The following is a 13,027-nucleotide window of genomic DNA, read 5'->3' as shown; positions in this document are numbered from 1 at the left end:
TGCCTTACATCATCGTCTTCCTGAACAAGGCTGACCTGGTGGACGACGCCGAGCTGCTGGAACTGGTTGAAATGGAAGTGCGCGAGCTGCTGTCCAAGTACGAATTCCCTGGCGACGACACCCCGATCATCAAGGGTTCGGCACGTCTGGCGCTGGACGGCGACAAGGGCGAGCTGGGCGAGCAAGCCATCATGAAGCTGGCCGAAGCTCTGGACACTTACATCCCGACGCCTGAGCGCGCTGTGGACGGTGCCTTCCTGATGCCTGTGGAAGACGTGTTCTCGATCTCGGGTCGTGGCACTGTGGTGACCGGTCGTGTTGAGCGCGGCATCATCAAGGTCGGCGAAGAAATCGAAATCGTGGGTATCAAGCCCACCGTGAAGACCACCTGCACTGGCGTGGAAATGTTCCGCAAGCTGCTGGATCAAGGTCAAGCTGGCGACAACGTCGGCATCTTGCTGCGCGGTACCAAGCGTGAAGACGTCGAGCGTGGCCAAGTGCTGTGCAAGCCGGGCAGCGTCAAGCCGCACACCCACTTCACCGCAGAAATCTACGTTCTGTCGAAGGATGAAGGCGGCCGTCACACCCCGTTCTTCAACAACTACCGTCCTCAGTTCTACTTCCGCACGACCGACGTGACCGGCGCCATCGAGCTGCCGAAGGACAAGGAAATGGTCATGCCTGGCGACAACGTGTCGATCACTGTGAAGCTGATCAACCCCATCGCCATGGAAGAAGGTCTGCGTTTCGCCATCCGTGAAGGTGGCAAGACCGTGGGCGCCGGTGTGGTTGCCACCATCATCGAGTAATTTTCTCGGAGGGGTATAGCTCAATTGGCAGAGCGTCGGTCTCCAAAACCGAAGGTTGTAGGTTCGATTCCTACTGCCCCTGCCACCTGAAGGTGGCACCAAAAGCCCGTCAAGCCCTGACGGGCTTCTGTGTCTCAGGACACGCAACAAATTTGAAGCGGAATCCAGCCCATCATGGCAACTTCACAGGTTGAAACTGTCAACACAGGGGCCGACAAGGCCAAACTCGTGGCTGCAGGCGCATTGGTGCTTGCAGCCTTGGTGGCGTTCTATCTGCTGACTCAACAGGGCGCTTTGGCGCAATGGGCTGCGCTGATTGTTGGTCTGGTCGCTGCGGGTGCTGTGTTCCTGACTTCGGAGTCGGGTCGGCAGTTGGTGGCATTCGGCCGTGAGGCTGTGCGGGAAGTGCGCAAGGTTGTCTGGCCTACCCGCAAAGAAGCCATTCAGATCACCGCCTATGTCTTTGGCTTTGTCGTGATCATGGCTTTGTTCCTGTGGTTCACCGACAAGACCCTTGAGTGGTTGTTCTACGACTTGATTCTGGGGTGGAAACGATAATGACTGACGCTGTTGACAATTCGGTGGCCCCAGCGGCTGCCACCCCCGCCAATCCCGATCTGCGTTGGTATGTGGTCCATGCCTATTCGGGCATGGAAAAGGCCGTTGAACGCAACATCACCGAGCGCATCAATCGTGCTGGTATGCAGCACAAGTTCGGGCGCATTCTGGTTCCCACCGAAGAAGTGGTGGAAATGAAGAATGGCCAGCGCAAGACCACTGAACGCCGCTTTTTCCCTGGCTACGTGCTGGTGGAGATGGTGATGGATGACGAATCCTGGCACTTGGTGAAGCACACCAACAAGGTCACCGGTTTTGTGGGGGGCGCCAAGAACCGTCCTGCGCCGATCTCTGAAGAAGAAGTCCAAAAGATCGTCAGTCAGATGCAGGAAGGTACCGACAAGCCGCGTCACAAGGTCGAGTTTGTGGTCGGCGAGTTGGTTCGCGTCAAGGAAGGTCCTTTCACAGACTTCAATGGGTCTGTGGAAGAAGTGAACTACGAAAAGAGCAAGGTCCGTGTGTCTGTGACGATCTTCGGTCGCGCCACACCCGTCGAACTCGAATTCACGCAGGTCGAAAAGACCTGATTTTTTCCGGCTTGCCGGTTGCTGCGCCACCCGACTCGGCGCAGCGTCAAATCAAGAGTCGTTAACCCCGGGAAGCCATGTGCTGGTTGCTTGACCTGCATGGCGTTTGACCCGCAAGGAGTAAAGCATGGCGAAAAAAATCGTCGGTTTTGTGAAGCTGCAAGTGCCAGCTGGCAAGGCCAACCCGTCCCCCCCGATCGGCCCGGCACTGGGTCAGCGCGGCCTGAACATCATGGAATTCTGCAAGGCGTTCAACGCCCAGACCCAAGGTGTTGAACCTGGTCTGCCGCTGCCCGTGGTCATCACCGCGTTCGCTGACAAGAGCTTCACCTTCATCATCAAGACGCCGCCCGCGACGACTCTGATCAAGAAGGCCATCAAGCTGGACAAGGGCTCTGCTCGTCCGCACAGCGACAAGGTTGGCAAGATCACTCGCGCTCAGCTCGAAGAAATCGCCAAGACCAAGATGAAGGACATGAACGCTGCCAGCGTTGATGCCGCTATTCGTACCATCGCTGGTTCCGCACGCTCCATGGGCGTGACGGTGGAGGGTCTGTGATGACTAAGCTCACCAAAAAAGCAAAAGCCCTGCAAGGCAAGGTCGACAGCAACAAGCTGTATGCCCTGAACGATGCCATCACCCTGGTGAAAGAGTTCGCCACCGCCAAGTTCGATGAATCCATCGACGTGGCTGTGCAGCTCGGCATTGACGCTAAGAAGTCGGATCAAGTCGTTCGTGGCGCCGTGGTGCTGCCCAACGGTACCGGCAAGACCAAGCGCGTGGCTGTGTTCGCCCAAGGCGCCAAGGCTGAAGAAGCCAAGGCTGCCGGCGCTGACGTGGTCGGCATGGACGACCTGGCCGCCCAGGTGAAGGCTGGTGACATGCCTTTCGACGTCGTGATCGCGGCTCCCGATGCCATGCGCATCGTGGGTACCCTGGGTCAGATCCTGGGCCCGCGCGGTTTGATGCCTAACCCCAAGGTGGGTACTGTGACCCCGGACGTCGCCACTGCAGTGCGCAATGCCAAGGCTGGTCAAGTGCAATTCCGCGTTGACAAGGCCGGTATCGTCCACTCCACCATCGGCCGTCGTTCGTTCGACACCGACAAGCTCCAGGGCAACCTGGCTGCTCTGGTGGATGCCCTGAACAAGGCCAAGCCGGCGACCAGCAAGGGTGTTTACCTGCGCAAGGTGGCTGTCTCGTCGACCATGGGCGTGGGCGTTCGCGTCGATACCCAAACCATCGCAGCTTAATCGCTTCGAGCAAGAAATCGTCAGAGGGCGCAAGTCCTCTGGTGTGGTGGGCCTGGGGTCTTGAAAGAGATCACAGGGCCATCCAAGACCGCTGGTGTGGGGGCCGCAAGGCTTGCACTTAATACCTGAGGGGCCAGCGCAGATGGCGATCCCGCTGCAGATGGAAATTTTCCAAAACAGTTGGTCGCTGCACTAAGGCGCGTCGAGGGAGTGATCCCGAGACGCATTTTGAAGGAGTAGACCTTGAGTCTGAATCGCAGTGAGAAAGAAGCGGTCATTTCCGAAGTGACCAGCCTCGCCGCTAAAGCTCAAACGCTCGTGATCGCGGAATACCGTGGCATCACGGTCGCTGACATGACCAAACTGCGCGTTGACGCTCGCAGCAAGGGTGTGAGCCTGAGTGTTCTGAAGAACACCCTGGCCCGCCGTGCTGTGGCTGGCAGCCAGTTTGACGTTGTCGCCGACCAGATGACCGGTCCGCTGATCTATGGCTTCTCCGAAGACGCTGTGGCCGCCGCTAAGGTGGTGGCCGATTTCGCGAAGACCAACGACAAGTTGGTGATTCGCGGCGGCGCTTTCGCAGGTAAAGCCCTGGATGTGAACGGCGTTAAGCAACTGGCCAACATTCCGTCGAAGGAAGTGTTGCTGGCCCAGTTGTGTGGCTTGCTGATGTCCCCGATCTCCCGCACCGCTGTGGTGTTGGGTGCTCTGGCGGCCAAAAAAGGCGAAGGCGCAACCGAAGAAGCTGCTGTGGCCGCTTGAGCCCACAGCAACCTTGAACCAATTGTTAGGAATTTAAAAATGGCATTCGATAAAGACGCATTTCTGACCGCTCTCGACAGCATGACGGTCCTCGAACTCAACGACCTGGTCAAGGCCATCGAAGAGAAGTTTGGCGTGAGCGCTGCCGCTATGGCCGCTCCTGCTGCTGGCGGCGGCGCTGCTGCTGCTGTTGCAGAAGAGAAGACCGAGTTCAACGTCGTGCTGACTGAAGCCGGCGCCAACAAGGTGTCCGTCATCAAGGCCGTGCGTGAAATCACCGGCCTGGGTCTGAAGGAAGCCAAGGACCTGGTCGACGGCGCTCCCAAGGCCGTCAAGGAAGGCATTGCCAAGGCTGACGCCGAAGCTGCCAAGAAGAAGCTGGAAGAAGCTGGCGCCAAGGTCGAACTCAAGTAATTGGGTCTCGCTCAGAGGCTGGAGTGCTCACAAAGGGCCTCCAGCCTTTGGTGCTTATAGGATGCGTCTCACAGAGCGCACCCAAAAGCTGCACAGTGGCAGTTTTTGAGTGTCTTCTGACCCCGACAGCAGAAGATGCCTTGGTCCGGGCGATGTGCAATGCATCGCCGTCAGCCATGGTTGGTAGTGGCCAACCGCCAAGCCCGCACGTGTGTGCCCAGCGTGCACCACCGTCTAGCGGGTCCAGTCGTCGAAGACCCAGGACTCATGTCTTTGCCCGGAGATTTCATGGCCTATTCATACACCGAACGCAAGCGAATCCGCAAAAGTTTCGGCAGCCGCGACAGCGTGCTCGAAGTGCCTTACCTGCTGCAGATGCAGAAGGATGCTTACACCGCATTCCTGCAGGCAGATGTTGCCCCCCAGAAACGCACCAACGAAGGTTTGCAGGCCGCTTTTCAGGCTGCCTTCCCCATCGTCTCGCACAACGGTTTCGTGGAGATGAAGTTTGTCGAGTACAACCTCGCCAAACCCGCGTTCGATGTTCGTGAATGCCAAACCCGTGGTTTGACCTTCGCCTCGGCAGTGCGCGCCAAAGTTCAGCTGATCATTTACGACCGCGAATCCTCCAGCGCCCAGTCCAAGGTGGTCAAGGAAGTGAAAGAGCAAGAGGTCTACATGGGCGAAGTGCCCCTGATGACCGACAAGGGGTCGTTCATCATCAACGGCACTGAGCGCGTGATCGTGTCCCAGTTGCACCGTTCGCCTGGCGTGTTCTTCGAACACGACAAGGGCAAGACCCACAGCTCGGGCAAGTTGCTGTTCTCGGCGCGTGTGATTCCTTACCGTGGCTCCTGGCTCGACTTCGAATTCGACCCCAAGGACCTGCTGTACTTCCGTGTGGACCGCCGCCGCAAGATGCCGGTCACGACCCTGCTCAAGGCCATTGGCCTGAACCCCGAGTCGATCCTGGCCAACTTCTTTGTCAACGACAATTTCCGCCTGATGGACAGCGGTGCACAGATGGAATTCGTGCCCGAGCGCCTGCGTGGTGAAGTGGCTCGTTTTGACATCACCGACAAGTCCGGCAAGGTGGTCGTGGCCAAGGACAAGCGCATCACCGCGCGCCACACCCGTGAACTCGAGCAATCGGGCACCACCCACGTCAGCGTCCCCGAAGACTTCCTGATCGGCCGCGTTGTCGCTCGCAACATCGTTGACGGCGACACGGGTGAGATCCTGGCCAAGGCCAACGACGAACTGACCGAAGTGCTGCTGAAGAAGCTGCGCAGCGCCGGCATCCTCGATCTGCAGTGCATCTACACGAATGAACTGGACCAAGGTCCGTACATCTCGCAGACTCTGCGCACCGACGAAACCACCGACGAGTTCGCTGCCCGCGTGGCCATCTACCGCATGATGCGCCCCGGCGAGCCGCCGACCGAAGACGCTGTGCAGGCCCTGTTCCAGCGCCTGTTCTACAACCCCGACACCTACGATCTGTCGCGCGTCGGCCGCATGAAGTTCAATGCCAAGATCGGTCGCGAAGAGTCGACCGGTCCGATGGTGCTGACCAACGAAGACATCCTGGCTGTGGTCAAGATCCTGGTGGATCTGCGCAACGGCAACGGCGAAGTCGACGACATCGACCACTTGGGCAACCGCCGTGTGCGTTGCGTGGGCGAACTGGCTGAAAACCAGTACCGCACCGGTCTGGCTCGCATCGAGAAGGCTGTGAAGGAGCGTCTGGGCCAGGCTGAGCAAGAGCCGCTGATGCCGCACGACCTGATCAACTCCAAGCCGATTTCTGCGGCCCTCAAGGAGTTCTTCGGCGCCTCGCAGCTGTCGCAGTTCATGGACCAGACCAACCCGCTGGCCGAAATCACCCACAAGCGCCGCGTGTCGGCCCTTGGCCCGGGCGGTTTGACCCGTGAACGTGCCGGCTTCGAAGTGCGTGACGTGCACGTGACCCACTACGGTCGCGTCTGCCCGATTGAAACGCCTGAAGGCCCGAACATCGGTCTGATCAACTCGCTGGCTCTGTACGCTCGACTGAACGAGTACGGCTTCATTGAAACACCGTACCGCCGAGTGGTGGACGGCAAGGTGACCGACCAGATCGATTACCTGTCGGCCATCGAAGAAGGCAAGTACGTGATCGCCCAGGCCAACGCCACGCTGGACGCCGAAGGCCGTCTGACGGGTGACCTGGTGTCGGCCCGTGAAAAGGGTGAATCGACCCTGCTGAGCGCCGAGCGCGTGCAGTACATGGACGTGTCGCCTGCCCAGATCGTGTCGGTGGCCGCCTCGCTGGTTCCGTTCCTCGAGCACGACGATGCGAACCGCGCCTTGATGGGTGCCAACATGTCGCGTCAGGCCGTGCCGGTGCTGCGTCCCGAGAAGCCCATGGTGGGCACCGGGATCGAGCGCGTGGCCGCGGTCGACTCGGGCACCGTGGTCACGGCGACCCGTGGCGGCGTGGTGGACTACGTCGATGCCACCCGCATCGTGGTGCGTGTGAACGACGCCGAAGCTGTGGCCGGTGAAGTGGGTGTGGACATCTACAACCTCATCAAGTACCAGCGTTCCAACCAGAACACCAACATCCACCAGCGTCCGATCGTCAAGCGTGGCGACAAGCTGGCCAAGGGTGACGTGATTGCTGACGGCGCCTCGACCGACCTGGGTGAAATCGCCATCGGCCAGAACATGCTGATCGCGTTCATGCCCTGGAACGGCTACAACTTCGAAGATTCGATCCTGATCTCCGAACGCGTGGTGGCTGACGACCGCTACACCTCGATCCACATCGAGGAACTGGTGGTCATGGCCCGCGACACCAAGCTGGGCGCGGAAGAAATCACCCGCGACATCCCCAACCTGTCCGAACAGCAGCTGAACCGCCTCGACGAGTCGGGCATCATCTACGTCGGCGCTGAAGTGCAACCCGGCGATGTGCTGGTGGGCAAGGTCACCCCCAAGGGCGAAACCACCCTCACGCCTGAAGAGAAGCTGCTGCGCGCCATCTTCGGCGAGAAGGCTTCCGACGTGAAGGACACCTCGCTGCGTGTGGATCAGGGCTCGCAAGGCACCGTGATCGACGTGCAGGTGTTCACCCGCGAAGGCATCACCCGCGACAAGCGCGCCCAACAGATCATCGACGATGAACTCAAGCGCTTCCGCCTCGACCTGAACGACCAGCTGCGCATCGTCGAGGCCGACGCCTTCGACCGTATCGAGAAGCTGCTCACCGGTCGCGTCGCCAACGGCGGACCGCAGAAGCTGGCCAAGGGCACCAAGCTCGACAAGGCTTACCTGAGCTCGGTCGAGAAGTTCCACTGGTTCGACATCCGTCCGGCTGAAGACGAAGTGGCCACCCAGCTTGAATCCATCAAGAATTCGCTGGAACAGACCCGCCACAGCTTCGACCTGGCTTTTGAAGAAAAGCGCAAGAAGCTGACCCAGGGCGACGAGCTGCCCGCTGGCGTGCTGAAGATGGTCAAGGTGTACCTGGCCGTCAAGCGTCGCCTGCAGCCTGGTGACAAGATGGCCGGCCGTCACGGTAACAAGGGTGTGGTGTCCAAGATCGTTCCGGTCGAAGACATGCCCTACATGGCCGACGGTACCCCTGCCGACATCGTTCTGAACCCGCTGGGCGTGCCTTCGCGGATGAACGTCGGTCAGGTGCTGGAAGTCCACCTGGGCTGGGCCGGCAAGGGCATTGGCCAGCGCATCGGCAACATGCTGCAGGCTGAAAGCCGTCTGGCTGAACTGCGCAAGTTCTTCGAAGAGCTGTACAACGCACACGGCCGCAAGGAAGACCTGTCCCAACTCAGCGACGAAGACGTCATCGAGATGGCCGAGAACCTCAAGTCTGGCGTGCCTTTCGCCAGCCCGGTGTTCGACGGTGCCGCCGAAGAAGACATCCGCGCCATGCTGAAGCTGGCCTACCCGGACGACATCGCTGCCGCCAAGGGTCTGACCGCTGCCCGCACACAGGCCAACCTGATCGACGGCCGCACGGGTGAACCGTTCGAGCGTCCGACCACCATTGGCTACATGCACTTCTTGAAGCTGCACCACTTGGTCGACGACAAGATGCACGCCCGTTCCACCGGTCCGTACTCCCTGGTCACGCAGCAACCGCTGGGCGGCAAGGCCCAGTTCGGTGGTCAGCGTTTCGGGGAAATGGAAGTGTGGGCGCTCGAAGCTTACGGCGCCGCCTACGTTCTGCAGGAAATGCTCACCGTCAAGTCCGACGACGTGCAAGGTCGTACCAAGGTGTACGAAAGCATCGTCAAGGGCGAACACGCCATCGAAGCCGGCATGCCGGAATCGTTCAATGTGCTGGTCAAGGAAATCCGTTCCCTGGGCCTGGACATCGAACTCGAACGTTCTTAATTTGAAAAGGAAAGAGTCACATGAAATCGCTACTCGACCTGTTCAAGCAATTCACGCCCGATGAGCATTTCGATGCCATCCGCATCGGCATGGCTTCGCCTGAGAAGATCCGTTCCTGGTCTTTCGGTGAAGTGAAGAAGCCCGAGACCATCAACTACCGGACCTTCAAGCCCGAGCGTGACGGCCTGTTCTGCGCCAAGATCTTCGGCCCCATCAAGGACTACGAGTGCCTGTGCGGCAAGTACAAGCGCCTCAAGCACCGCGGTGTGATCTGCGAGAAGTGCGGCGTTGAAGTCACCCAGACCAAGGTGCGTCGTGAACGCATGGGCCACATCGACCTGGCCGCGCCTTGCGCCCACATCTGGTTCCTGAAGTCGCTGCCTTCGCGTCTGGGCCTGGTGCTCGACATGACGCTGCGCGACATCGAGCGCGTGCTGTACTTTGAAGCCTATGTGGTGACCGACCCCGGCATGACCCCGCTGAAGAAGTTCAGCATCATGTCCGAGGACGACTACGACGCCAAGCGCAAGGAATACGGCGATGAATTCATCGCCAAGATGGGCGCTGAAGGCATCAAGGATCTGCTGGAGTCGATCGACATCGACACCGAGATCGAACGCCTGCGCGGCGACCTGACCGGCTCTGAAGTCAAGGTCAAGAAGAACGCCAAGCGCCTCAAGGTGCTCGAAGCCTTCAAGAAGTCGGGCATCAAGCCCGAGTGGATGGTGCTCGAAGTGCTGCCCGTGCTGCCGCCGGACCTGCGTCCGCTGGTGCCGTTGGATGGCGGCCGTTTCGCCACCTCCGACCTGAACGACCTGTACCGCCGCGTCATCAACCGCAACAGCCGTCTGCGTCGCCTGCTGGAGTTGAAGGCCCCTGAAATCATCGCCCGCAACGAAAAGCGGATGCTGCAGGAAGCCGTCGACTCGCTGCTCGACAACGGCCGCCGCGGCAAGGCCATGACCGGTGCCAACAAGCGTGCTCTCAAGTCGCTGGCCGACATGATCAAGGGCAAGAGCGGTCGTTTCCGTCAGAACTTGCTGGGCAAGCGCGTCGACTACTCGGGTCGTTCGGTCATTACCGTGGGCCCGACCCTGAAGCTGCACCAGTGCGGTCTGCCCAAGCTGATGGCGCTGGAACTGTTCAAGCCCTTCATCTTCTCGCGCCTCGAGGCGATGGGCATTGCCACCACCATCAAGGCGGCCAAGAAGGAAGTTGAATCCGGCACCCCGGTGGTGTGGGACATCCTTGAAGAAGTCATCAAGGAACACCCGATCATGCTCAACCGTGCGCCTACGCTGCACCGTCTGGGCATCCAGGCCTTCGAACCCATCCTGATCGAAGGCAAGGCCATCCAACTGCACCCGCTGGTTTGCGCGGCCTTCAACGCCGACTTCGACGGTGACCAGATGGCTGTTCACGTGCCGCTGTCGGTGGAAGCCCAGATGGAAGCCCGCACGCTGATGCTGGCCTCCAACAACGTGCTGTTCCCGGCCTCCGGCGAACCCTCGATCGTGCCCTCGCAAGACGTGGTGCTGGGTCTGTACTACACGACCCGTGACCGCATCAACGCCAAGGGCGAAGGTCTGGTGTTCTCCGACGTGCCCGAAGTGCAACGCGCTTTCGATGCCGGCCAGGTCGAGCTGACCGCCCGCGTCACCGTGCGTATCACCGAGTGGAACAAGGACAAGGCCACCGGCGAATTCGTGCCCGACACCAAGCTGGTGGAAACCACCGCCGGCCGCGCTCTGCTGTCCGAGATCCTGCCCAAGGGCCTGCCTTTTGCCAACATCAACAAGGCGCTCAAGAAGAAGGAAATCTCGAAGCTGATCAACGTCTCCTTCCGCAAGTGCGGTCTCAAGGAAACGGTGGTCTTCGCCGACAAGCTGCTGCAAAACGGTTTCCGTCTGGCCACCCGTGCCGGCATCTCGATCTGCATCGACGACATGCTGGTGCCGCCGGAGAAGCAAGGCATCATCGAGCGCTCCGAGCGCGAGGTGAAGGAAATCGAACAGCAGTACGTCTCCGGTCTCGTGACCGCTGGCGAACGCTACAACAAGGTGGTGGACATCTGGGGCAAGTCGGGTGACGAGGTCTCCAAGGTCATGATGGCCCAGTTGGCCAAGCAAAAGACCATCGACCGCCACGGCAATGAAGTCGATCAGGAATCGTTCAACTCGATTTACATGATGGCCGACTCCGGCGCCCGCGGCTCTGCCGCCCAGATCCGTCAGCTCGCAGGGATGCGGGGTCTGATGGCCAAGCCTGACGGCTCCATCATCGAGACCCCCATCACGGCGAACTTCCGTGAAGGTCTGAACGTGTTGCAGTACTTCATCTCCACCCACGGTGCCCGGAAGGGTCTGGCGGATACGGCGCTGAAGACGGCCAACTCGGGTTACCTGACCCGTCGTCTGGTCGATGTGACGCAGGATCTGGTGGTCACCGAAGACGATTGCGGCACCACCAATGGCTCGCTGATGCGCGCCATCGTCGAAGGCGGTGAAGTGATCGAATCGCTGCGCGACCGTATCCTGGGCCGCACCGCTGCCGAAGACGTGCTGCACCCGGAAACCCGCGCTGTGCTGGCTGTGGCCGGCAGCATGCTGGACGAAGACCTGATCGAAGACCTCGAAGCCGCTGGCGTCGACGAAGTGAAGGTCCGCACTGCACTGATCTGCGAAACCCGCTACGGTCTGTGCGCCAAGTGCTATGGCCGCGACTTGGGCCGCGGCGGTCTGATCAACCTCGGCGAAGCCGTGGGTGTGATCGCTGCCCAGTCCATCGGTGAGCCGGGTACCCAGCTGACCATGCGTACCTTCCACATCGGTGGTGCCGCCTCGCGCGCTGCCATCGCCTCCAGCGTGGAAGCCAAGTCCAACGGCATCATCGGCTTCAATGCCACGATGCGCTACGTGAGCAACACCAAGGGCGAACTGGTGGTGATTGCACGTTCGGGTGAAATCATCATCCAGGACGAGCATGGCCGCGAACGCGAACGCCACAAGGTGCCTTACGGCGCAACCCTGACGGTGAAGGCTGACCAGACCATCAAGGCTGGCACCATCCTCGCCAACTGGGATCCGCTGACCCGCCCGATCATCACCGAGTTCGCCGGTCAGGTGAAGTTCGAGAACGTCGAAGAAGGTCTGACCGTTGCCAAGCAGGTCGACGAAGTGACCGGTCTGTCCACCCTGGTGGTGATCGATCCCAAGCGTCGTGGTTCGGCCAAGGTGGTCCGTCCTCAGGTCAAGCTGATCGACGCCCAAGGCCAGGAAGTCAAGATCCCGGGCACCGATCACTCGGTGACCATCGGCTTCCAGGTCGGCGCTCTGATCCAGGTGCGCGACGGTCAGGACGTGGGCCCAGGCGAAGTGCTGGCCCGTATCCCAATCGAAGGTCAGAAGACCCGCGACATCACCGGCGGTCTGCCGCGTGTGGCCGAACTCTTCGAAGCCCGTACCCCGAAGGACAAGGGCACCCTGGCCGAAATGACCGGTACCGTGTCTTTCGGCAAGGAAACCAAGGGCAAGGTCCGCCTGCAGATCACCGATCCGGAAGGCAAGGTCTGGGAAGAACTCGTGCCCAAGGAAAAGAACATCCTGGTGCACGAAGGCCAGGTGGTCAACAAGGGCGAATCGATTGTGGACGGCCCGGCCGACCCGCAAGACATCCTGCGCCTGCTGGGCATGGAAGAACTGGCCCGCTACATCGTCGACGAAGTGCAGGACGTGTACCGCTTGCAAGGCGTGAAGATCAACGACAAGCACATTGAAGTGATCGTTCGCCAGATGCTGCGTCGTGTGGTGGTCGATAACACCGGCGAGTCGAACTACATCGCTGGCGAGCAAGTCGAGCGTTCGGAGATCCTCAACACCAATGAGGCCCTGCAGCGCGACAACAAGGTGCCTGCCACCTACAGCAACCTGTTGCTGGGTATCACCAAGGCCTCGCTGTCGACCGACTCCTTCATCTCGGCCGCGTCGTTCCAGGAAACGACCCGCGTGCTCACCGAGGCTGCCATCATGGGCAAGCGCGACGAGCTGCGTGGCCTGAAGGAAAACGTCATCGTGGGTCGCCTGATCCCGGCCGGTACCGGTCTGGCCTACCACCAGGCCCGCAAGGCCAAGGACGCCATGGACGAAGCCGAGCGCCGTGCCATCGCCGAAGCCGAAGCCGCCGACCTGGCTGCCAGCCAGGACGCCAGCGCCGAAGCCGAAGGTGCTGCCTCGGAGTAAGCAC

Annotated in this window: 9 protein-coding genes and 1 tRNA gene; all 10 read left to right on the top strand. The window is 60.4% G+C overall.

The window, feature by feature from the left end; all coding sequences use genetic code 11:
* Positions 1-809, top strand: an 809-nt coding sequence (locus L880_RS0122150) for an elongation factor Tu (protein ID WP_027476203.1), incomplete at its 5' end; no start/stop codon positions are given.
* Between the two features lie 9 nt (positions 810-818).
* Positions 819-894 (top strand) — tRNA-Trp (locus L880_RS0122145).
* Positions 895-983: 89 nt separating this feature from the next.
* On the top strand, positions 984-1,367 hold the full coding sequence (gene secE, locus L880_RS0122140; protein ID WP_027477536.1) for a preprotein translocase subunit SecE: 384 nt from the start codon (positions 984-986) through the stop codon (positions 1,365-1,367).
* On the top strand, positions 1,367-1,954 hold the full coding sequence (nusG, locus tag L880_RS0122135; RefSeq protein ID WP_027477535.1) for a transcription termination/antitermination protein NusG: 588 nt from the start codon (positions 1,367-1,369) through the stop codon (positions 1,952-1,954). Before secE ends, nusG begins: the two co-directional genes overlap by 1 nt.
* A gap of 127 nt (positions 1,955-2,081) precedes the next feature.
* Positions 2,082-2,513: a 50S ribosomal protein L11 gene (gene rplK, locus L880_RS0122130; RefSeq protein ID WP_019577992.1), complete on the top strand. Its 432-nt coding sequence runs from the start codon at positions 2,082-2,084 to the stop codon at positions 2,511-2,513.
* Positions 2,513-3,208, top strand: a complete 696-nt coding sequence (gene rplA, locus L880_RS0122125; protein ID WP_027477534.1) for a 50S ribosomal protein L1 — start codon at positions 2,513-2,515, stop codon at positions 3,206-3,208. Before rplK ends, rplA begins: the two co-directional genes overlap by 1 nt.
* 243 nt (positions 3,209-3,451) lie before the next feature.
* Positions 3,452-3,970 (top strand): 50S ribosomal protein L10, encoded by a 519-nt coding sequence (gene rplJ / locus L880_RS0122120; RefSeq protein WP_027477533.1) that lies wholly within the window; start codon positions 3,452-3,454, stop codon positions 3,968-3,970.
* Between the two features lie 39 nt (positions 3,971-4,009).
* Positions 4,010-4,384 (top strand): 50S ribosomal protein L7/L12, encoded by a 375-nt coding sequence (gene rplL, locus L880_RS0122115; RefSeq protein WP_027477532.1) that lies wholly within the window; start codon positions 4,010-4,012, stop codon positions 4,382-4,384.
* A 288-nt stretch (positions 4,385-4,672) separates the two neighbouring features.
* On the top strand, positions 4,673-8,785 hold the full coding sequence (rpoB, locus tag L880_RS0122110; RefSeq protein WP_027477531.1) for a DNA-directed RNA polymerase subunit beta: 4,113 nt from the start codon (positions 4,673-4,675) through the stop codon (positions 8,783-8,785).
* A gap of 20 nt (positions 8,786-8,805) precedes the next feature.
* Positions 8,806-13,023: a DNA-directed RNA polymerase subunit beta' gene (gene rpoC, locus L880_RS0122105; RefSeq protein ID WP_027477530.1), complete on the top strand. Its 4,218-nt coding sequence runs from the start codon at positions 8,806-8,808 to the stop codon at positions 13,021-13,023.
* The last annotated feature ends 4 nt before the right edge of the window (positions 13,024-13,027 follow it).

This window comes from Curvibacter gracilis ATCC BAA-807 (assembly GCF_000518645.1).
Lineage (GTDB): Bacteria > Pseudomonadota > Gammaproteobacteria > Burkholderiales > Burkholderiaceae_C > Curvibacter > Curvibacter gracilis.
This window is presented reverse-complemented; position numbering and strand designations above follow the sequence as displayed.

What these genes read in the sequence shown, in the direction of transcription:
- secE (WP_027477536.1), top strand. Translation starts at nt 984, where the DNA reads ATGGCAACTTCACAGGTTGAAACTGTCAACACAGGGGCCGACAAGGCC.
- nusG (WP_027477535.1), top strand. Translation starts at nt 1,367, where the DNA reads ATGACTGACGCTGTTGACAATTCGGTGGCCCCAGCGGCTGCCACCCCC.
- rplK (WP_019577992.1), top strand. Translation starts at nt 2,082, where the DNA reads ATGGCGAAAAAAATCGTCGGTTTTGTGAAGCTGCAAGTGCCAGCTGGC.
- rplA (WP_027477534.1), top strand. Translation starts at nt 2,513, where the DNA reads ATGACTAAGCTCACCAAAAAAGCAAAAGCCCTGCAAGGCAAGGTCGAC.
- rplL (WP_027477532.1), top strand. Translation starts at nt 4,010, where the DNA reads ATGGCATTCGATAAAGACGCATTTCTGACCGCTCTCGACAGCATGACG.
- rpoB (WP_027477531.1), top strand. Translation starts at nt 4,673, where the DNA reads ATGGCCTATTCATACACCGAACGCAAGCGAATCCGCAAAAGTTTCGGC.
- rpoC (WP_027477530.1), top strand. Translation starts at nt 8,806, where the DNA reads ATGAAATCGCTACTCGACCTGTTCAAGCAATTCACGCCCGATGAGCAT.